The 20320-nt window shown below is 70.6% G+C and carries 19 protein-coding genes and 1 pseudogene; 11 read left to right on the top strand and 9 right to left on the bottom strand.

Translation table 11 applies throughout. From position 1 onward, the window contains the following. Positions 1-49: 49 nt before the first annotated feature. From ACIQPR_RS43155 to ACIQPR_RS43135, 5 genes and pseudogenes are all read left to right on the top strand, one after another. Positions 50-331: a hypothetical protein gene (locus ACIQPR_RS43155; RefSeq protein ID WP_403661103.1), complete on the top strand. Its 282-nt coding sequence runs from the start codon at positions 50-52 to the stop codon at positions 329-331. A 110-nt stretch (positions 332-441) separates the two neighbouring features. After that, a complete protein-coding gene (locus ACIQPR_RS43150; protein WP_403661100.1) occupies positions 442-1983 on the top strand; it encodes an AMP-binding protein in 1542 nt (513 codons plus the stop codon). Between the two features lie 125 nt (positions 1984-2108). Further along, a pseudogene (locus tag ACIQPR_RS43145) lies at positions 2109-2687 on the top strand (hypothetical protein); the annotation flags it as partial. Beyond that, the gene (locus ACIQPR_RS43140) at positions 2673-3050 is read left to right on the top strand and encodes a DUF6153 family protein (protein ID WP_403661121.1); all 378 of its coding nucleotides are present in this window, start codon (positions 2673-2675) and stop codon (positions 3048-3050) included. The pseudogene ACIQPR_RS43145 and the gene ACIQPR_RS43140, both read left to right, overlap by 15 nt. Before the next feature lie 73 nt (positions 3051-3123). Further along, entirely contained in the window at positions 3124-3747 is a 624-nt protein-coding gene (locus tag ACIQPR_RS43135; protein WP_403661097.1) for a DUF305 domain-containing protein, read from the top strand. Between the two features lie 76 nt (positions 3748-3823). Here the strand turns inward: ACIQPR_RS43135 and ACIQPR_RS43130 are convergent, their stop codons facing one another. Further along, complete coding sequence (locus tag ACIQPR_RS43130; protein WP_403661094.1) at positions 3824-4951, bottom strand: DUF5954 family protein; 1128 nt, start codon at positions 4949-4951, stop codon at positions 3824-3826. A gap of 165 nt (positions 4952-5116) precedes the next feature. Here ACIQPR_RS43130 and ACIQPR_RS43125 point away from each other — a divergent pair, with 165 nt between their 5' ends. Continuing rightward, entirely contained in the window at positions 5117-5779 is a 663-nt protein-coding gene (locus ACIQPR_RS43125; RefSeq protein ID WP_403661091.1) for an NUDIX domain-containing protein, read from the top strand. Positions 5780-5821: 42 nt separating this feature from the next. On the opposite strand, the gene ACIQPR_RS43120 is transcribed toward ACIQPR_RS43125, so the two are convergent. From ACIQPR_RS43120 to iolC, 6 genes are read right to left on the bottom strand one after another with little or no spacing between them, the layout of a single operon-like run. Continuing rightward, positions 5822-6607 carry a GntR family transcriptional regulator gene (locus tag ACIQPR_RS43120; RefSeq protein ID WP_403661088.1) on the bottom strand — a complete coding sequence of 262 codons (786 nt, stop codon included), beginning with the start codon at positions 6605-6607 and terminating at the stop codon, positions 5822-5824. Positions 6608-6640: 33 nt separating this feature from the next. After that, a complete protein-coding gene (locus ACIQPR_RS43115; RefSeq protein ID WP_403661084.1) occupies positions 6641-8134 on the bottom strand; it encodes a CoA-acylating methylmalonate-semialdehyde dehydrogenase in 1494 nt (497 codons plus the stop codon). Positions 8135-8181: 47 nt separating this feature from the next. After that, the gene (iolD, locus tag ACIQPR_RS43110) at positions 8182-10059 is read right to left on the bottom strand and encodes a 3D-(3,5/4)-trihydroxycyclohexane-1,2-dione acylhydrolase (decyclizing) (RefSeq protein ID WP_403661081.1); all 1878 of its coding nucleotides are present in this window, start codon (positions 10057-10059) and stop codon (positions 8182-8184) included. After that, positions 10059-10955, bottom strand: a complete 897-nt coding sequence (gene iolB, locus ACIQPR_RS43105; RefSeq protein ID WP_403661078.1) for a 5-deoxy-glucuronate isomerase — start codon at positions 10953-10955, stop codon at positions 10059-10061. The genes iolD and iolB overlap by 1 nt, the downstream gene beginning before the upstream one ends. Positions 10956-10969: 14 nt before the next feature. Continuing rightward, a complete protein-coding gene (locus ACIQPR_RS43100) occupies positions 10970-11848 on the bottom strand; it encodes a deoxyribose-phosphate aldolase (protein ID WP_403661075.1) in 879 nt (292 codons plus the stop codon). A 39-nt stretch (positions 11849-11887) separates the two neighbouring features. Further along, a complete protein-coding gene (gene iolC / locus ACIQPR_RS43095) occupies positions 11888-12856 on the bottom strand; it encodes a 5-dehydro-2-deoxygluconokinase (RefSeq protein ID WP_403661072.1) in 969 nt (322 codons plus the stop codon). Positions 12857-13146: 290 nt separating this feature from the next. Between iolC and ACIQPR_RS43090 the strand changes: the two genes are divergently transcribed. From ACIQPR_RS43090 to ACIQPR_RS43070, 5 genes are all read left to right on the top strand, one after another. Further along, a complete protein-coding gene (locus tag ACIQPR_RS43090) occupies positions 13147-14166 on the top strand; it encodes a sugar ABC transporter substrate-binding protein (RefSeq protein WP_403661069.1) in 1020 nt (339 codons plus the stop codon). Next, on the top strand, positions 14166-15242 hold the full coding sequence (locus ACIQPR_RS43085; protein ID WP_403661066.1) for an ABC transporter permease: 1077 nt from the start codon (positions 14166-14168) through the stop codon (positions 15240-15242). Before ACIQPR_RS43090 ends, ACIQPR_RS43085 begins: the two co-directional genes overlap by 1 nt. Before the next feature lie 5 nt (positions 15243-15247). After that, positions 15248-16162 carry an ATP-binding cassette domain-containing protein gene (locus ACIQPR_RS43080; RefSeq protein WP_403661063.1) on the top strand — a complete coding sequence of 305 codons (915 nt, stop codon included), beginning with the start codon at positions 15248-15250 and terminating at the stop codon, positions 16160-16162. Position 16163: 1 nt separating this feature from the next. Then, entirely contained in the window at positions 16164-17072 is a 909-nt protein-coding gene (locus tag ACIQPR_RS43075; protein WP_403661060.1) for a sugar phosphate isomerase/epimerase family protein, read from the top strand. Between the two features lie 87 nt (positions 17073-17159). After that, complete coding sequence (locus ACIQPR_RS43070) at positions 17160-18179, top strand: Gfo/Idh/MocA family protein (protein WP_403661118.1); 1020 nt, start codon at positions 17160-17162, stop codon at positions 18177-18179. 70 nt (positions 18180-18249) lie between these two features. Here the strand turns inward: ACIQPR_RS43070 and ACIQPR_RS43065 are convergent, their stop codons facing one another. Beyond that, a complete protein-coding gene (locus ACIQPR_RS43065; RefSeq protein ID WP_403661057.1) occupies positions 18250-19272 on the bottom strand; it encodes a Gfo/Idh/MocA family protein in 1023 nt (340 codons plus the stop codon). Beyond that, the gene (locus tag ACIQPR_RS43060; protein WP_403661054.1) at positions 19269-20273 is read right to left on the bottom strand and encodes a Gfo/Idh/MocA family oxidoreductase; all 1005 of its coding nucleotides are present in this window, start codon (positions 20271-20273) and stop codon (positions 19269-19271) included. The genes ACIQPR_RS43065 and ACIQPR_RS43060 overlap by 4 nt, the downstream gene beginning before the upstream one ends. Between the last annotated feature and the right edge of the window lie 47 nt (positions 20274-20320).

Below are 20320 nucleotides of genomic sequence, written 5' to 3'. Positions count from 1 at the left end.
CACCAGTACCGAGAACCAGTGAACAGCATTGAAAACAGGAGGAATTGACATGGCGCTCGATGGCACGTGGGCGATCACCTATCAGGGTCCCACCGGCGACAAGCAGGCCGACCTGGTGCTCAGCACGGACGGGACGACCCTGACCGGAACCTTCGACGGCACCCCGATCGACGACGGCGAGGTCCACGGCGCGGATTTCAGCTACACCGCCAAGCTCACCTCCCCGGCCAAGATCAAGGTCAAGACCACCGGGACCTTCGACGGCGACACCATGAGCGGCAAGGTCAAGGCCGCGTTCATGACGTTCTCCTTCTCCGGTAAGCGCAAGTAGGTGGCCGCCGCTGTCCGGCGGCGGCCACACGGCGGTTCCGATCTCCGCAGCCGCGACGGCCGGAGATCGGAACGCGCGAGCCATCGAGAGCGACGTCAGGAAGGGCCGCCATGTACCTCACCCAATCGCTGCACCGAGCCGTACGACAGTCACCCGACGTGCCGTTCACCGTGTACGACGGGCGCACCCACACGGCCACGGAGACCTACGACGTGGTCTCCCGGCTGGCGGGCGGTCTGACCGGGCTCGGCGTGCGCAAGGACGACCGGGTGGGTCTGCTGTCACTGAACACGGACCGGTTCTGCCAGATCGCGCTCGCCACCGCGTGGGCCGACGCGGTCGTGGTACCGCTCAACACCCGGTGGAGCGCCACCGAGCACACCTACGCGCTGGACGACGCCGACGTCGGCGTCCTGTTCGTCGACGACGCGTTCCTGCCGATGGTGGCGCAGCTGCGGGCCGGTGCGCCGGGCCTGCGCACGATCGTGCACTGCGGTGACGCGCCCACGCCCGACGGCCTGTTGCCGCTGGCCGATTTGCTCGCCGCCGAACCCGTCGAGGACGCGCACCGGCAGGGCGACGCCATGGCCGGCATCTTCTACACCGGCGGCACCACCGGCCTGCCCAAGGGCGTCATGCTGGGGCACCGCCAGCTCTACATCACGGCCCTGGGCACGCTGCTGCACACCCAACTCCCGCGCGGCGGCACGTCCGTGCTGGCCGCGCCCGCCTTCCACCTGGCCGGGTTCGCCTTCTGGATCGTCGGGATGCTGGCCGACATGACGACCGCGCCGGTCGCCGTGTTCGACCCGGTCGGGATACTGCGCACCATCCAGGAGCAGCGCGCCAGGCAGACCCTGCTGGTGCCGGCCATGATCCAGGCGATCGTCGGCCACCCCGACGCGGACGCCTACGACCTGAGCAGCCTGGAACTCCTCGCCTACGGCGCGTCCCCGATCTCCGAGACCCTGTTGACCCGGGCCCGCGCGGCCTTCCGGTCGGCGCGGTTCCTCCAGGTGTACGGCATGACCGAACTGTCGCCGTCCACGACGCTCCTGCTCGACGCGGACCACGACGACCCGGTGCTGCGCCGCTCGGTCGGCCGCGCCGCGCCGTACGCCCAGGTGCGGATCGTGGACGAGAAGGACACCGAGGTGCCGCCCGGCACGATCGGCGAGATCACCGCCGCCGGCGAGCACGTGATGCTCGGATACTGGAAGAAGTCGGCGGAGACCGCGGAAGCGGTCCGGGACGGCTGGATGCACACCGGTGACGTCGGTTACATGGACGAACGCGGCTATGTGTACGTCGTCGACCGGCTCAAGGACATGATCGTCAGCGGCGGCGAGAACGTGTACTCGACCGAGGTCGAGAACGTCGTCGCGAAGCATCCCGCGGTCGTCCAGGTCGCGGTGATCGGCCTGCCGGACGAGCGATGGGGCGAGCGGGTGCACGCGGTGGTCACCCTCGTCCCCGACGCCACGCTCACCCTGGAGGAACTCCAGGAGTTCTGCAGGAAGGAGATCGCCGGCTACAAGTGCCCGCGCAGCCTGGAGCGCGTGGAACAGTTCCCGATGTCGGGCGCGGGCAAGATCCTCAAGCGCGAACTGCGCACGGCCACCAGGCCCGGAACGGGCGGCACCCAGGGCTGACGCCCGGCCGGGGGTGTCGTCAGGACCACCCCCGATCCGGTCCTCAGGCCCAGGGACCCCGTGTGCCGCCGGCGGCAGGATTCAAGGCGTACCGAATCCACCACACGGACATTCCGGGGGACCTCATGAACGAAATGTCGGCCAGGCGTCTCGTCGGCGGTGCGGGTATCGCCGCCGCGAGCGCCTTCATCGTCGAAGTTCCGCTGTACTTCGTCTATTCGGGACCGCCGCCGGACGCGAACGTCCTCTCCCGGCTGCTGATCGGAATCGTCGCGCTGGCGTTTCTGCTGGTGTTCGTGACCGCCTTCCGCGAACTGGTGAAGCGCGTGTGTCCCGCGTACGAGTGGGCCGGTTCCATGGCCTTCGCCGCCGGGCTGGTCTACACGACGATCACCCTGGTCTCCAGCGGTCTCGAAGCCGGTGCCGTCATCGCCGCCGACCGTCCGATCGACCCGACGATCGACGTCAGCGGGACCTACATCCTCTACGGCTCGATCTCCCGGCTCATGCTCGCGTTCTTTCTGACCGCGCTGGGATTCGCCGTCTCCCGCACCGGACTCCTGCCACGCTGGACCGGCAGGTCGGCCTATGTCCTGGCCGCGGTCAATCTGGCCTTCGTGCCGTCCCTGTTCTTCGGCAACACTCCCGCGCGTTTCTACGCGGCGAACGGCTGGGGCACCACCGCTCTCATGGGCGCGCTGCTCCTGGGCCTGCTGGGCATGCACGGACTCGGTCCGGTTCCGCTGGCCCACCCCTCGTCCGAGCACGCCGTGACGGCCATGACCCCGGCCCTTGCTCCGGCCCCTCCCACGGCCGTGGTCGAGCGGGTGTCGACCCCGGACGCCTGCGATCACGACGCGGGCGACTGCGGCAGCCATATGACCCACGCGGACGCGACCTGCGCCTCCGCCTCCGTCGCCGGTCCTCCCGCCGTGGTTCCGCTGCTGTGTCCCGACGTGGCCGCCTGGGCCCAACGGTCCGACATCCGTGGGTCCTTGACCGGTGGCGGCCCCGACGGCGGCCGGGCCCCGCCCTCCCTCTCCGAACTCCAACTCCTGCGGATCTAGAGCAGCCCGCGCGCGCCCTACCCCCGCGCGCTTCGGCATGCCCTGTACAGACAACCGTTCCAGGAGTACCACCATGACCGCACGACGCAGGTCCGTCCGCCGTACCGTCGCTCTCGCCGTCACCGCCTCCGTGGCCGCCCTCGCGCTCACCGCGTGCGGCGCCGACGGAGACGACAAGGCGAGTGGCAGTACCGGGACCGCGACCGAGGCCGCGACCGGGGCCGGCGGGCACAACGCCGCCGACGTCTCCTTCTCGAAGGAGATGATCCAGCACCACCGGCAGGCCGTGGAGATGGCCTCGCTCGCCACCGACCGCGCCGCCTCGACGCAGGTCAAGACCCTCGCCACGAAGATCAAGGGCGCACAGGACCCCGAGATCGGGACCATGTCCGGCTGGCTCACGTCCTGGGGTGAGAAGGTGCCCCAGGACATGACCGGCATGGGCCACGACATGTCGTCCTCGACGCCCGGCATGATGACCGCCGCCGACATGGGCAAGCTGGAGAAGGCCTCCGGCGCCGCGTTCGACGCCCTGTTCCTCGACATGATGGTCGAGCACCACGAGGGCGCCGTGGAGATGGCCAGGACCGAGAAGGCGGACGGCAGTTACCGCCCTGCCACGGCGCTCGCGGCCGAGGTGATCACGGCACAGAGCGCCGAGATCGAGCAGATGAACAAGATGCTCGGCAAGGGCTGAGCACGACCGCATCACGTACGTCCGGTGAGAAAGGGTGGGACCGGCCGCGGGGCCGGTCCCACCCCCGGGCCCCGGCTCAGGAACCCTCCGCGGCCTCCCGCCGCTGCCGCTGCTCCTCGAACAGCCGCAGGAACTCCTTGGCCTGTGCGTCGGCGACCCGCTGGCGCTCGGCCTCCTCCTCGCTGATCACCCGGTTCTCGTCGAACAGGCCCTCCGCGCGCAGCTGTTCCTCCTGGACGGAGGACGGCAGCTCCGGGTCGTGGTCGGAGGGGCGCGGGCCCTCGGGACCGTCGGGGCCGATCCGGACGAGCCGCTCGACCCGTACGATCCTCGTCCGGCACCCGTCGATCACGATCTCGTCGCAGCGCTCGGCGTCGATCCGGTCGGCGGCCCGCGCGTACTCGGCCCGTGTCTCCTCGTCGAGTTCTTCCATGGCCGGCGCCATCACCCGCAGATAGGTGGTGAGCGTGTCCCGTGCCCCCTGCGGGCTCTGGTTGGTCATCTGCGTCGGCTGCCAGCCGTCGTCCGTGTGCTCCGCCGCGGTGAACTCGGCGGGCAGCAGCACACCCCCGGGATGCGTCTCCAGGGCGCGCACCGAGTCCTCGCGTACGGCGGCGGGTGCCATGCCCGGGGCGCGGACCAGTGACAGCAGTTCCATCCGCAGGATGCCCTCGGACATGCCGGTCGCGGTGAACGGGTCGATCACGAACCCCGTGGTGCGGCTGGGGAGTTCATGGCCGTGCCCGACCTTCGCCGGGTCGGGGTCGGAGGGCCGGGGCGGCTCGGGTCCGGTCGGTCCCATCCGGATGAACTGGTCGGCCCGCACGACCCGGAACCGCCGGCCGTGCACGGTCAGTTCGTCGATCTTCTCCCAGTCCAGCCGCTCCGCCCCGCGCAGCCACTCCTGCTGGGCCGCCGTGTCGCCGGCGTCGGAGGCCTCCCGCGCGCGCTGGCGGAAGATCGCCGCCAGGGTGTCGCGGGTGCTCTGCGGGGCCATGGTGCCGAACCGGGAGAGGACCTGCCAGCCGCCGGTGTCCAGCTCCTCGGCCACCCCGAACACCGGGCCGCCGCCGGCCAGGACGTTCGGGTAGGCCTCGCGGGCCTGCCACGCCTCCACGTCCGCGAGGGCGGCGGCCGGGGCGTCCTGGAGCGCTTCCATCCTGATCACCCGGTAGCCGGGAACCTGATCACCGTGCTGAGACATGCCTCCAGCATGCCCAGCGGAGGGGACGTCGGGCGACGAATCAACGCAACTGGCACACCGGTTGGGCTCGCGGCTCACCGGTTTCGGCCACACGTCGCACATCCCCGGGTGATAGACGTCGGACATGAACAACTCGATCAGCTGCTCCCCCTCGGCCGGCCTCCGATGACCGCGGGCGCCGACACCCCCGACCGCCGGGGCCGCACCGGCCTCCACCGCACGGGCCTCGACCTGACCGGCAACCCCCGGGTCAGGGTCCGCGACGTCACCCTGCTCTCCAGCCACTGGTACGTCGAGCGCACCACCACCTTCGACTTCCGGCACGCCGACGGCACCTGGACCACCCAGGAACGCGAGACCCACGACCGCGGCAACGGCGCGACCCTCCTCCTGTACGACGCCGAGCGCGAAACGGTCCTGCTCACCCGCCAGTTCCGCTTCCCCGTGTACGTCAACGGCCACCCCGACGGCATGCTCGTCGAGACCCCGGGCGGCCTCCTCGACGACGAGGACGAGCACCCCGAGGAGGCCGTACGGCGCGAAGTGGTCGAGGAGACCGGACACACCGTGGGCGAGGTCGAGCACGTCTTCGACGTCTACATGAGCCCCGGCTCGGTCACCGAACGCATCGGCTTCTACGCCGCCTCCTACGGCCCCTCGACCCGCACCCACGAGGGCGGCGGACTCCAGGAGGAGGGCGAGGACATCGAGATCCTCGAACTGCCCTTCCGCAGGGCCCTGGAGATGATCCGGAGCGGCGAGATCGCCGATGCCAAGACCATCATGCTGCTCCAATGGGCGGCCCTGGACGGGCCGTTCGCCAAGTAGCGCCGTCCGGACCGGCGGCGGCCAGGGCCGCCGCCGTCCCGGTCACGGCCTGACCAGCAGCTGGAAGTCGAACGCGTACCGGGACGCACGATAGACGTGCGTCCCGTACTCGACCGGCCGCCCCGTGTCGTCGTAGGCCGTGCGCTGCATGGTGAGCAGCGCCGCGTTCTCCTTCTCGTCGAGCCGGGCGGCCTCCTCGGGGGTGGCCGAGCGGGCGCCTATCGTCTGGCGGGCGCTGTGCAGGGTGATGCCGGCGGTGCGCAGCATCCGGTACAGGCCCGTCGACTCCAGCCGGGCGGTGTCGAGTTCGAGCAGATCGGCCGGAAGGTAGTTGCACAGGAACGCCACCGGCTGGCCGTGGGTGGAGCGCAGCCGTTCCAGGAGCGTGACCTCGCTGCCCTCCGCGACCCCGAGGGCGGCGGCGACATCGGCGGTCGCCGGTACCCCCTCGTTGCGCAGCACCTTCGTGGTCGGTCCCTGTCCGGCCGACTCCAGGTCGTCGTAGAGGCTGCTGAGTTCCAGCGGTCTCTTGACCTGGCTGTGCACCACCTGGGTGCCGACCCCCCGCCGCCGGACCAGCAGTCCCTTGTCGACAAGGGACTGGATGGCCTGGCGGACGGTGGGGCGGGACAGGCCGAGGCGGACCGACAGGTCGATCTCGTTGCCCAGGAGGTTGCCCGGCGCGAGGGTGCCGTGCTCGATCGCCGCCTCCAGCTGCTGCGCGAGCTGGTAGTACAGCGGCACCGGACTGTTGCGGTCCAGGGCGAAATGCAGGCCGTCGAGCGGGGAGCCGGCCACGGTACGCGAGTAGCCACCGGTCTTCGCCACGGAGGGCACCTCCTCACAAGGGGTGACGGGTCGTCAGGAGTTGCTGGGGAAACCGAGGTTGATGCCGCCGTCGGCAGGGTCCGGCCAGCGGGTGGTGATCACCTTGCCCTGCGTGTAGAAGGCGATGCCGTCGTTGCCGTAGATGTGCAGGTCCCCGAAGAGGGAGTCCTTCCAGCCGCCGAAGGAGTGGTAGCCGACGGGCACCGGGATCGGCACGTTCACGCCGACCATGCCCGCCTTGACCTCCATCTGGAAGCGGCGGGCGGCGCCGCCGTCCCGGGTGAAGATCGCGGTGCCGTTGCCCCAACGGGAGCTGTTGATCAGGGTGATGGCCTCGTCGTACGACTCCGCGCGGACCACGACCAGGACCGGGCCGAAGATCTCGTCCTTGTAGGCGTCCGCCGTCAGCGGCACCTTGTCGAGGAGGGAGACACCGAGGAAGAAGCCGTCCTCGTGGCCGTCGACCGTCAGGCCGGTGCCGTCCACGACGACCTCGGCGCCCTGGGCGGCGGCGGAGGCGACGTAGGAGGCGACCTTGTCGCGGTGCTCGCGGGTGATGAGCGGGCCCATCTCGCTGGCCGGGTCGTTGCCGGGGCCGATGCGCAGCTTGCCGGCCCGCTCGGCGATCTTGCCGACCAGCTCGTCGCCGGTGTCGCCGACCGCGACCACGACGGAGACGGCCATGCAGCGCTCGCCGGCCGAGCCGTAGGCCGCGTTGATCGCCTGGTCGGCCGCGAAGTCCAGGTCCGCGTCCGGCAGGACGAGCATGTGGTTCTTGGCGCCGCCGAGGGCCTGCACGCGCTTGCCGTGCTCAACCGCCTTGAGCTGGATGTACTTCGCGATCGGCGTCGAGCCGACGAAGGAGACGGCCTCGATGTCCGGGTGCTCCAACAGCCGGTCCACGGCGACCTTGTCGCCCTGCACGATGTTCAGCACACCCTGCGGAAGGCCCGCCTCGGAGGCGAGTTCGGCCAGCCGGAAGGAGGCCGACGGGTCCTTCTCGCTGGGCTTGAGCACGAAGGTGTTGCCGGTCGCGACGGCGAGCGGGAACATCCACATCGGCACCATGGCCGGGAAGTTGAACGGCGTGATGCCCGCGACCACGCCCAGGGGCTGGCGGATCGACGCGACGTCGACCCGGTTGGAGACCTGCGTCGACAGTTCGCCCTTGAGCTGGACGCTGATGCCGCAGGCGAGTTCGACGATCTCCATGCCGCGCGCGACCTCGCCGAGCGCGTCCGAGTGCACCTTGCCGTGCTCGGCGGTGATCAGCTCGGCGATCTCGTCGCGGTGCGCGTCCAGCAGCTCGCGGTACTTGAACAGGATCGCGGTGCGCTTGGCGAGCGAGGAGGCGCCCCAGCTCTCGAACGCGGCCTTCGCGGAGGCGACGGCGGCGTCCACCTCGTCCACGGTCGCGAAGCCGACCTGCTTCTCCTGCGCGCCGGTCGCCGGGTTGTACACGGGTCCGAAACGGCCGGACGCGCTCTCGACGGGCTTGCCGTCGATCCAGTGGGTGATCGTCTTCATGGTGCCAGTGCCTTTCAAGGGAGGGGAGTTCGGCGCGTTCAGCGACTTCAGAGATGGCGGCGACGGTCGACGACCTGACGGTCGTACTCCTCGCGGGCCCGTACGGCGGACTCGCGCGAGGCGGTCTCGGCGACCGGTACGTCCCACCAGGCCTCGGCCGGGGGAGCGGTCGGGGTGGTGGTGTCGGTCTCGACGTAGACGCAGGTCGGCCGGTCGGAGGCGCGGGCCGTCGCCAGGGCCTCGCGCAGTTCGCGCACGGTCTTGGGGCGCAGCACGTCCATGCCGAGGCTGGCCGCGTTGGCGGCGAGGTCGACCGGGAGCGGGGCGCCGGAGAAGGTGCCGTCGGCCGCCCGGTAGCGGTAGGGGGTGCCGAAGCGCTCGCCGCCGACCGACTCGGACAGGCCGCCGATGGAGGCGTAGCCGTGGTTCTGGATCAGCACCAGGTTGACCGGGAGGCCTTCCTGGACGGCGGTGACGATCTCGGTGGGCATCATCAGATAGGTGCCGTCGCCGACCAGCGACCACACGGCGGTGGTGGGCGCGGCCTGCTGGACACCGATGCCGGCCGGGATCTCGTAGCCCATGCACGAGTAGCCGTATTCGAGGTGGTACTGGCGCGGCGAGCGCGCCCGCCACAGCTTGTGCAGGTCGCCGGGGAGCGAGCCGGCCGCGTTGATCACCACGTCGTCGTCGCCCACGACCGCGTCGAGGGCGCCGAGGAGTTGGGTCTGCGTCGGTACGGCGTTCTCGTCGGGGGCGGTGAACGCGGTGTCGACCACCCGCTCCCAACTCTCCTTGCCCGCGCGGTACTCGGCCTCGTAGGCGGGGTCCACGCGGTGCCCGTCGAGGCTCGAAGTCAGCGCCTCCAGACCGGACTTGGCGTCCGCGACCAGGGTGCGCGCGGCCAGCTTGTGGGCGTCGAACGCGGCGATGTTGAGGTTGACGAAACGCACGGCCGGGTTCTGGAACAGGGTGTTGGAGGCCGTCGTGAAGTCGGTGTAGCGGGTGCCGACACCGATGACCAGGTCGGCGGTGCGCGCGATGTCGTCGCTGACCGCGGTGCCGGTGTGGCCGATGCCGCCCAGGTCGGCCGGATGGTCGTGGCGCAGTGAGCCCTTGCCGGCCTGGGTGGAGGCGACCGGGATGCCGGTGGCGTCGACCAGGGCCTTCAGCGCCTCCTCGGCGCGGCTGTGGTGGACGCCGCCGCCCGCGACGATCAGCGGACGTGCCGCGGACCGGATCGCCCGGGCTGCCTCGGCCAGTTCGGCGAGGTCGGGTGCGGGACGCCGTACGTGCCACACGCGGTCGGCGAAGAACTCCTCCGGCCAGTCGTGGGCCTCGGCCTGTACGTCCTGCGGGAGAGCCAGGGTCACCGCGCCGGTCTCCACCGGGTCGGCCAGGACGCGCATCGCGTTCAGCGCGGCCGGGACCAGCGCCTCGGGGCGGGAGATCCGGTCGAAGTAGCGCGAGACCGGGCGCAGCGTGTCGTTGACCGAGAGGTCGGCCTCCACCGGGTGCTCCAGCTGCTGGAGCAGCGGGTCGGCGGCGCGGGTCGCGAAGTAGTCGCCGGGGAGGAGGAGGACCGGCAGGCGGTTGATCGTGGCCAGCGCGGCACCCGTGACCAGGTTGGTCGCGCCCGGTCCGATCGAGGTGGTGACGGCCTGGGCGGAGAGCCGGTCGAGCTGGCGGGCGTAGCCGACCGCCGCGTGCACCATGGCCTGTTCGTTGCGGCCCTGGTGGAACGGCATCGCCTCCTCGCCCGCCTCCAGCAGGGCCTGGCCGAGTCCGGCGACGTTGCCGTGGCCGAAGATGCCCCAGGTGCCGGCGATCAGCCGGTGCCGTACGCCGTCGCGCTCGGTGTACTGGGCCGACAGGAACTGCACCAGGGCCTGCGCGACGGTCAGGCGGCGGGTGGGGGTGCTCATCAGGACTGCTCCGGTGCCGTGTAGAGAGGGAGACGGGGGTCGACGGGCTGCTCGGGCCAGGTGCCGCGCACCCAGGCGTGATCGGGGTGGTCGCAGATCAGCCAGGAGCGGTCCTCGTCGGGACCCGCCATGACGTTCAGGTAGTACATGTGGTGGCCGGGCACCGCCATCGAGGGCCCGTGCCAGCCGTCCGGGATCAACACGACGTCCCCGCCCCGGACTTCGGCCAGGACGTCGGTGTTGCGGCCCTGCCCGGAGGGGGAGACGCGCTGGTAGCCGAGACCGGGGGTGCCCTCGTGGTCGGCGAACTCGAAGTAGTAGACCTCTTCGAGGACGGACTCCTCGCCGGGCCGGTGCTCGTCGTGCTTGTGCGGCGGGAAGGAGGACCAGTTCCCGCCGGGCGTGATCACCTCCACGGCGATCAGCTTGTCGCACTCGAAGACGCCGGCCGCGCCGAAGTTGTTGACCTGGCGGCTGCTGGTGCCGGTGCCGCGCAGTTCCACCGGCACCGAGGAGGCCGGGCCGTAGCGGGCGGGCAGCCGCCGGGCGCAGCGGGCGCCGGTCAGCGCGAAGCGGCCACCGCCGGCCGACGAGACCGTCGTACGGGAGTCCCTGGGGACGTACGCGAAGTCGCTCACGGCGGTGAACACGCTCTCGCGGCCGTGGAGTTCGAAGGTGTCGTGGCCGAAGTCGTCGGCGGCCGAGACCGTGCAGGCGCCGCTCAGCGGGAGCACGATCCACTCGCTGTCGTCGGTGTCGAAGGTGTGCGAGCCGCCCGGCGGCAGCTCAAGGACCCGCAGGCTGGAGTAGCCCCAGGCCGCGGACTCGGGGGTGACGTCCACGACATAGGGGCCGCCCAGGGCCTTGCCCGCGGGAAGGTGATACGCGCTCGTCATCGTGTGCCTCCGGTTCACAACAGACCCACGGCGGTGTCCACCGCCGCCTCCACGCCGCCGTCGGCGGGGTACAACAGGGAACGGCCCACGACCAGGCCCTGGACGGTCGGCAGCCGCAGCGCCTTGCGCCACTTCTCGTACGCGCCCTCCTGGTCGTCGCCGACCTCGCCGCCGAGCAGCACGGCCGGCAGCGTCGAGGTCTCCATGACCTCGGCCATGTCGTCCGGGTCGGCGGTGACGGGCAGCTTCAGCCAGGTGTAGGCCGACGTGCCGCCCAGGCCCGAGGAGATGGCGATCGAGCGGGTCACGGCCTCGGCGGACAGGTCGTTGCGGACCTTGCCGTCGACCCGGCGCGAGACGAACGGCTCGACGAACAGGGGGAGTCGGCGGGCCGCCATGTCGTCTATCGCGCGTGCCGTCGACTCCAGCGTGGTCAGCGAGCCCGGGTCGTCGTAGTCGATGCGCAGCAGCAGCTTGCCCGCGTCGAAGCGGAGCCGCTCGATGTCCTGGGCGCGGTGGCCGGTGAACCGGTCGTCCATCTCGAACGCGGCGCCGGACAGCCCGCCCCGGTTCATCGAGCCCATGACGACCTTGCCGTCCAGGACCCCGAGGAGGAGCAGGTCCTCCAGTATGTCGGCGGTGGCCAGCACTCCGTCGACACCCGGCCGGGACAGCGCGACACAGAGGCGTTCCAGCAGGTCGGCGCGGTTCGCCATGGCCGTACGGCGGTCGCCGACGCCGAGCGCGCCGCGCGCCGGGTGGTCGGCGGCCACGATCATCAGTCGGCCGCTGTCGCCGAGCAGCGGCCTGCGCACCCGGCGGGCCGCCGCCTCGGCGATCGCCTCGGGATGCCGGGCTCTGACCGTGACCAGGTCGGGAATGCTGATGCTCAAGGGGAACTCCGTTCGGGGGTGGCTCGGGCGGTCACGGGGTCAGCCGCCCACGCGGGCGCCGGCGAGGAGGTCCTCGACCTCGGACTCGGTGGGCATCGCGGTGGAGCAGGCGAGGCGGGAGGCGACGAGGGCGCCGGCCGCGTTGGCGTACCGCATGGTTTTCGCCAACTCCCAGCCGGACAGCAGTCCGTGGCACAGCGAACCGCCGAAGGCGTCGCCCGCGCCGAGGCCGTTGAGCACCTCGACGGGGACCGGCGGCACCTCGGCGCTCGTGCCGTCGCGGTGCACGGCCAGCACCCCCTTGGGGCCCTGCTTGACGACGGCCAGTTCGACGCCCGCCGCCAGCAGCGCCTCGGCGCAGGCACGCGGTTCGCGGACGCCGGTGGCGATCTCGCACTCGTCGAGGTTGCCGACCGCGACCGTCGTGTGCCGCAGGGCCTCCGCGTAGTACGGGCGGGCCTCCTCGGGGTCCTTCCAGAACATCGGGCGCCAGTCCAGGTCGAAGACCGTGGTGCCCGCCTTGTCGCGCGCCTTGAGGGCGGCGAGCGTGGCGGAGCGGCTCGGCTCCTCGCTCAGGCCGGTGCCGGTGATCCAGAAGACGCGGGCCTGGCGGATCGCGAAGTAGTCCAGCTCCTCGGTGCGGATCTCCAGGTCCGGGGCCTTGGGCTGCCGGTAGAAGTACAGCGGGAAGTCGTCCGGCGGGAAGATCTCGCAGAACGTGACCGGGGTGGGGTGGCCGGGGACCGGGGTGACCCAGCGGTCGTCGACCCCGAAGTCCTTCAGCGCCTCGTGCAGGTAGGCGCCGAAGGGATCGGCGCCGGTGCGGGTGATCACCGCGGTGGAGCGGCCGAGCCGGGCGGCGGCCACGGCCACGTTGCTCGCCGAACCTCCCAGGAACTTCCCGAAGGTCTCCACCCGGGCCAGCGGCACGCCGGACTGGAGCGGGTAGAGATCGACCCCGATACGGCCCATGGTGATGAGATCGAAGGGCTGGGCTGACTCGGCCATGCGCGGCACTCCTCTGAGCTACTGGGGGGTGGGCGGGTCCCGAGGGCCTGCCGACTCCCAGGTGTAGGACTCCGAGGGGGGCTCTGTCAATAGTTTGTACTTACATTCGGACCTGCTTGTGAAATGATGTCTTAACAAAGTATTGACAGCGGGCGCGACCGGGGATTTGATTCCGTCCCAACGCAACAGCCGTGTTTCGCGCCATACGGCCCGGGCCCCGACAGGCCCCGAGCCCGGATCTCTGCGATCATGGCTGCCTTTCCCCTGAAGCACAGTGAGGTGCAGGAAAGATGGACCGTTCTTCCCACTCCCGTACGCGCAGAATGGCCCCCTTCGTGGCGGTCGCCGCGGCAGCGGCACTGACCCTCGCCGGCTGCTCCAGCAGCTCGGGCGGCAAGAAGTCCACGGAGGACACCTCCGGCGCCTCCGCGGGCAAGGCCAGCACTCCGCGCATGACGGTCGCCCTGGTCACGCACCAGGCCCCCGGCGACACCTTCTGGGACATCGTCCGCAAGGGCGCCCAGGCCGCCGCCGACAAGGACAACATCAAGCTGATCTACTCGGCCGACCCCAACGCGGGCAACCAGGCCAACCTGGTGCAGAACGCGATCGACCAGAAGGTCGACGGCATCGCGGTCACCCTCGCCAAGCCCGACGCCCTCAAGGACGTCATCGGCAAGGCGAAGTCCGCGAACATACCCGTGGTCGGCCTCAACTCCGGTCTCAGTGACTGGAAGAAGCTCGGTCTGCTGGAGTTCTTCGGCCAGGACGAGACGGTCGCCGGTGAGGCGCTGGGCAACCGGCTGAACACCGAAGGCGCCAAGAAGGTCGTCTGTGTCATCCAGGAGCAGGGCAACATCGGCCTGACCCAGCGCTGCGACGGTGTGAAGAAGACGTTCAGCGGCACCACCGAGGTCCTCAACGTCAACGGCACCGACATGCCGTCGGTGAAGTCGACGATCACCGCCAAGCTCACGCAGGACAAGGCCATCGACTACGTGGTCACGCTGGGCGCGCCCTTCGCGCTGACCGCCGTGCAGTCGCTGTCCGACGCGGGCAGCAAGGCGAAGGTCGCCACCTTCGACCTCAACAAGGACCTCACGAGCGCCATCAGCAAGGGCACCATCCAGTTCGCGGTCGACCAGCAGCCGTACCTCCAGGGCTACCTGGCCGTCGACTCGCTGTGGCTCTACAAGAACAACGGCAACTACAGCGGCGGTGGCGAGCAGCCCGTGCTGACCGGCCCGGCCTTCGTCGACAAGACCAACGTCGAAGCGGTCGCCAAGTACGCCGCCAACGGAACCCGGTGATGAGCATGACCCAGCACGCCGAGCCGGCGGTGACCTCACCGCCGGCCCCCGGCCCCAAGGACACCGACGGCCGGACCGCCGAACGGCCCTTGCCGCTGCGGCTGTTGGCCCGTCCCGAGGTCGGTGTCTTCCTCGGCGCGGCAGCGGTGTACGTGTTCTTCCTGATCGCCGCCCCGCCGGTCCGCGACGGCGCGTCGATGGCGAACATCCTCTACAGCTCCTCGACCATCGGGATCATGGCCCTGCCGGTCGCGCTGCTGATGATCGGCGGCGAGTTCGACCTCTCCGCCGGTGTCGCCGTGATCACCTCGGCACTGACCGCGAGCATGCTCAGCTACCAGCTCACCATGAACGTGTGGGTCGGTGTCATCGTCGCCCTCGCGGTGTCGCTGGGCATCGGCTTCCTCAACGGCTGGATGGTCGTCAAGACCGGCCTGCCGAGCTTCCTGGTCACCCTGGGCAGCTTCCTCATCCTCCAGGGCGTCAACCTCGCCGTCACCAAGCTGGTGACGGGCAACGTGGCGACCGACGACATCAGCAACATGGACGGCTTCGACCAGGCCAAGAAGGTCTTCGCGTCGTCCTTCGACGTCGGCGGCGTGCAGGTGAAGATCACCATCGTGTGGTGGCTGGTGTTCGCGGCCATCGCCACCTGGGTGCTGCTGCGCACCAAGTACGGCAACTGGATCTTCGCGGTCGGCGGCAACCAGGACAGCGCGCGGGCCGTCGGCGTGCCCGTCGCGTTCACGAAGATCTCGCTGTTCATGCTGGTCGGCTTCGGCGCCTGGTTCATCGGCATGCACCAGCTGTTCTCCTTCAACACCGTGCAGTCCGGCGAAGGCGTCGGGCAGGAGCTGATCTACATCTCGGCGGCCGTGATCGGCGGCTGTCTGCTGACCGGCGGCGCGGGCTCCGCGATCGGCCCGGTCTTCGGGGCGTTCATGTTCGGCATGGTCCAGCAGGGCATCGTCTACGCCGGCTGGAACCCCGACTGGTTCAAGGCGTTCCTGGGCGTGATGCTGCTCGGCGCCGTCCTCATCAACTTGTGGGTGCAGCGCACCGCGACCCGGAGGTGACCTCAATGACCGACAGCACCAGTGGCACCCACGGCGCGATCCTCACCGACGCGCCCGCCCAGGACGGGGACCATCCCCTCGTCCGGCTGCGCAACGCCGGCAAGTCCTACGGCAACGTCCGTGCCCTGCACGGCGTGGACCTCACCGTCCGTCCCGGCCAGGTCACCTGTGTCCTGGGCGACAACGGCGCCGGCAAGTCCACCCTGATCAAAATCATCTCCGGCCTGCACCAGCACACCGAGGGCGAGTTCCTCGTCGACGGCGAACCCGTCCACTTCAGCACCCCCCGCCAGGCACTGGACCGCGGTATCGCGACGGTCTACCAGGACCTCGCGGTCGTCCCGCTGATGCCGGTGTGGCGCAACTTCTTCCTCGGCTCCGAGATGACCAAGGGCCCCTGGCCCGTGCGCCGCCTCGACATCGAGAGGATGAAGCAGACCGCGGACGAGGAACTGCGCAACATGGGCATCGTCCTGGACAACCTGGACCAGCCCATCGGCACCCTCTCCGGCGGCCAGCGCCAGTGCGTGGCCATCGCCCGCGCCGTCTACTTCGGCGCCCGGGTGCTGATCCTGGACGAGCCCACCGCCGCCCTCGGCGTCAAGCAGTCCGGCGTGGTCCTGAAGTACGTGGCCGCCGCCCGCGAACGCGGCCTCGGCGTCATCTTCATCACCCACAACCCCCACCACGCCTACATGGTCGGCGACCACTTCAGCGTGCTGCGCCTGGGCACCATGGAACTCTCCGCCGAACGCAGCGAGATCACCCTCGAAGAACTCACCAACCACATGGCCGGCGGCACCGAACTCGCCGCGCTCAAGCACGAGTTGTCCCAGGTACGCGGCGTCGACGTCGAGGAACTCCCCGACGAGAAGGCCCTCAAGGCCCCGGTGCCCGCGTCTCCCGAAGGGACCGCCTGACATGTCGGAGCGTCCCGTCCTGGACCGCATCCGGGTGGGCTCCGCGCCCGACTCCTGGGGCGTGTGGTTCCCGGACGACCCCCAACAGGTGCCCTGGCAGCGGTTCCTGGACGAGGTCGCGCAGGCCGGCTACTCCTGGATCGAGCTGGGTCCCTACGGCTATCTGCCGACCGACCCGGCCCGGCTCACCGACGAGATCGCGCGGCGCGAACTGAAGGTCTCCGCGGGCACGGTCTTCACCGGCCTGCACCGCGGCCCCGCCGTCTGGGACGCCACCTGGGAGCACGTGAGCGAGGTCGCCGCGCTCACTCAGGCGATGGGCGCCGGGCACCTCGTCGTCATCCCCTCCTTCTGGCGGGACGACAAGACCGCCGAGATCCTGGAGCCGCCGGAGCTGACCGGCGAGCAGTGGGCCCACCTCACCAAGGGCATGGAACGCCTCGGGCACGAGGTCAAGGAGGCGTACGGGCTCGACATCGTCGTCCATCCGCACGCCGACACCCACCTCGACACCGAGGACCACGTCGAGCACTTCCTCGACTCGACCGACTCCGAACTGGTCAACCTCTGCCTGGACACCGGGCATTACGCCTACTGCGGCGGCGACAGCGTCAAGCTGATCGAGACCTACGGCGAGCGCATCGGCTATCTGCACCTCAAGCAGGTCGACCCGGAGATCCTCGCCGACGTCGTCAAGAACGAGATCCCGTTCGGACCGGCCGTGCAGCGCGGTGTGATGTGCGAACCGCCGTCCGGCGTACCGGAGTTGGCGCCGGTGCTGAGCGCGGCGCAGCGCCTGGGCGTGGAGTTGTTCGCGATCGTCGAGCAGGACATGTACCCCTGCGAGCCGGACCGTCCGCTGCCGATCGCCGAACGCACCCGCAAGTTCCTCCGCTCCTGCGGTGCTTGACGGGACTGACGGTACCGGTACCGACGGAACTGGCGGACCTGCCGAATGTGTGACGACCCTGACGAGCCGAAAGGACGGCCGATGGCCATGAACCCGCGCGACCCGCTCGGAGTGGCAGTCGTCGGAACCGGAAAGATGGGCGCGGACCACGTCCGCCGGATCGAGCACGTGGTCAACGGCGCCCGGGTGACCGCGGTCGTGGACGTCGACGCCGAGCGCGCCAAACGGATCGCGTCCGGCATCGACGGCTGCACCGCCTACACCGATCCGGCCGCCGCGATGGCGGCGGCCGACGTCGACGCCGTGCTGATCGCCTCGCCGGGCCCCGCCCACGAGGCGGCCCTGCTGACGGCCTTCGAGCACGACCTCCCGGTCCTGTGCGAGAAGCCGCTCACCCCCGACGCGGCCTCCGCGCTGCGCGTCCTGGAGGCCGAGACGCACCTCGGTCACCGCCGGGTCCAGGTCGGCTTCATGCGGCGCTACGACGCCGAGTACATGAAGCTGAAGTCCCTTCTGGAAACAGGCCAGTTGGGCCGGCCGCTGATGCTGCACAACCGGCACCGCAACGCGGCCAGCCCGCCCTTCTTCACCAGCTCCATGCTGATCAGCGACTCCGTGGCGCACGAGACCGACGCGACCCGCTGGCTCCTCGGACACGAGATCACGGCCGTCCAGGTGCTGCGCCCACGCCCCTCGGCGAGCGCCCCGGACGACCTCCAGGACCCGCAGTTCGTCGTCTTCGAGACCGACGGCGGCGCGATCGTCGACGTCGAGATGTTCGTCAACTGCGGCTTCGGCTACCAGGTCCAGGCCGAGATCGTCTGCGAACGCGGCACCGCCCGCATCGGCGACGGCCACGCCATGGTCACCAACATGGCCGGCCGCTGGGGCGGCACCATCGCCCAGGACTTCACCGAACGCTTCGCCGACGCCTACGACCGTGAAGTCCAGACCTGGATCGACGCCACCCGCCGCGACGAGGTCACCGGCCCGAGCGCCTGGGACGGCTACGCGGCGGCGGCCGTGTGCGAGGCCGGGGTCCGGGCGCTGGAGGAAGGCGGCCGGATCGAGGTCGAGTTGGTGGAGCGCCCCGCGCTGTATCGGTGACGCGCCCCCCGCACGCGGAACGCCCGGACGGAACCGTCCGGGCGTCGCCGCGTTCTGGACCGGCCCGCTGCTACCGCAGAACCGACACCCGCGGCCTCGGCGCGAACCCCGCCGCCCGATAGGCCCCGTCGATCAGCGTCATCGTCGCCACCGCGTCGTCCGGCCCCAGCGGCAGGGGCGCGCCGTTCCTCAACCGGGCCGCGAACGCGTCCAGTTGATAGGTGTACGACGAGCGGCGGCCGAGGCGCTCGGTGCGTTCGCCGTCCGTCGTGCGGACCACCACCCGGTCGTCCAGGTGGGGCAGGACGAAGTTCGGCGCGAAGGCCTCGCCCCGGCTGCCGATGATCCGGCAGCTCATCACCATCTCGTCGTACGCCATGTGGCAGCGGGCGGAGCCGGTCGCGCCGCTCGGGAAGGCGAGGTCGGCGTCCAGCCACTCGTCGACACCGGGCGCGCCCGGCCGTTCGCCGCCCCGGGCCGAGACCAGCCGCGGCGCGCCGCCCGCCCAGGGCGCCAGCATGCGCTGGGCGTGCAGGCTGTAGCAGCCCAGGTCCATGACGGCGCCGCCGGCCAGGTCGAGCGACCAGCGCGGGTCGGTGTCCGGCGGGGCCGGGATCGCGACCAGCGTCTCGACGTGCCGCAGCTCGCCGAGCTCACCGGAGGCCAGCAGCTCGTGCAGACGCCGGGTGACCGGGTGGAAGAGGTAGTGGAAGGCCTCCATGAAGACCGTCCCCGACTTCGCCGCCGCTTCCTTGACCTCGGCCGCCTCCTCGGCGTTGCTCGCCGAGGGCTTCTCCGACAGGACGTGCTTGCCCGCCTCCAGCGCGGCGAGGTTCCACGGTCCGTGCAGACCGTTGGCGAGGGGGTTGTAGACGACCTCCACCTCGGGGTCGGCGATCAGGTCGGCGTAGGAGTCCGCGATCCGCTCGACGCGGTGCGCGCTCGCGTACGCCGTCGCCCGGTCCCGGTCGCGGGCGGCCACCGCGACGACGCGGTGGCCGGTCGTCCGGGCCGGGCCGATCAGGGAGTGCTCGGTGATCCGAGCCGCTCCCAGTACTCCGATGCGCAGTGGTTCCCGGCCCGTACCGCTCATGCTTCGCGTACCTCCTGGATGGTGACGGGGCGGTGCTCGTGCAGCGACAGCGTGCAGGCGTCGGCGATCCAGCCGGCCTCCAGCGCGTCGGCGACGGTGCAGGGCGAGGGCCGGGTGCCGGCCACGACCTCGGTGAACGCGGTGAGTTCGGCGCGGTAGGCGGCCGTGAAGCGGTCCATGAAGAAGTCGTGCGGGACACCGGCCGGGAAGGTCACCCCGGGCTCCACGGAGCGCAGCGGCAGCTTGTCCTCCAGGCCCACCGCGATGGAGTCCGTGAAGCCGTGGATCTCCATCCGGACGTCGTAACCCCGGGCGTTGTGGCGGGAGTTGGAGACCACCGCGATGGTGCCGTCGTCGAGGGTGAGGATCGCGCCGGTGGTGTCGGCGTCGCCCGCCTCCTTGATGTACTCGGCGCCCCGGTTGCCGCCGACCGCGTACACCTCGACGACCTCACGGCCGGTGACCCAGCGGATGATGTCGAAGTCGTGCACGGAACAGTCCCGGAAGATGCCCCCGGACGCGGCGATGTACGCGGCCGGCGGCGGCGCCGGGTCCAGCGTGGTCGAGCGCACGGTGTGCAGCTTGCCCAGCTCCCCGGACTGCACGGCGGCGCGCGCGGCGACGAAACCGGCGTCGAAGCGGCGGTTGTAGCCGATCTGGATCGGCACGTCGCTGCCCTCGACCGCCTTGAGGACCTGGACGCCCTCGGCCATCGTCTTGGCGACGGGCTTCTCGCAGAAGACGGGGATGCCCGCCTCGACGGCGGCCAGGATCAGACCCGGGTGGGCGTCGGTCGCCGCGGCCACCACGACACCGTCGACACCGGCGGCGAGCACGGCCTCGGGGGAGTCCGCGACCTCGGCGCCGAAGCGCTCGGCGGCCTTCTTGGCGGCCTCCGCGAACGGGTCGGCGACGACGAGGGACTCGACCACGTCGAGTCCGGACAGGGTCTCGGCGTGGAAGGCGCCGATGCGGCCGAGGCCGAGGATTCCGATGCGCATGAGTGCTCTTGCTTTCTTGAGGGGTGCGGGTGTGTTGCCGGTGGTGC

It is taken from the genome of Streptomyces sp. NPDC091280 (genome assembly GCF_044768565.1).
In the GTDB taxonomy this organism is placed as follows: domain Bacteria; phylum Actinomycetota; class Actinomycetes; order Streptomycetales; family Streptomycetaceae; genus Streptomyces.
Note: the sequence above shows the minus strand (reverse complement) of the source record. Positions and strands in the feature narration are given on the sequence as shown.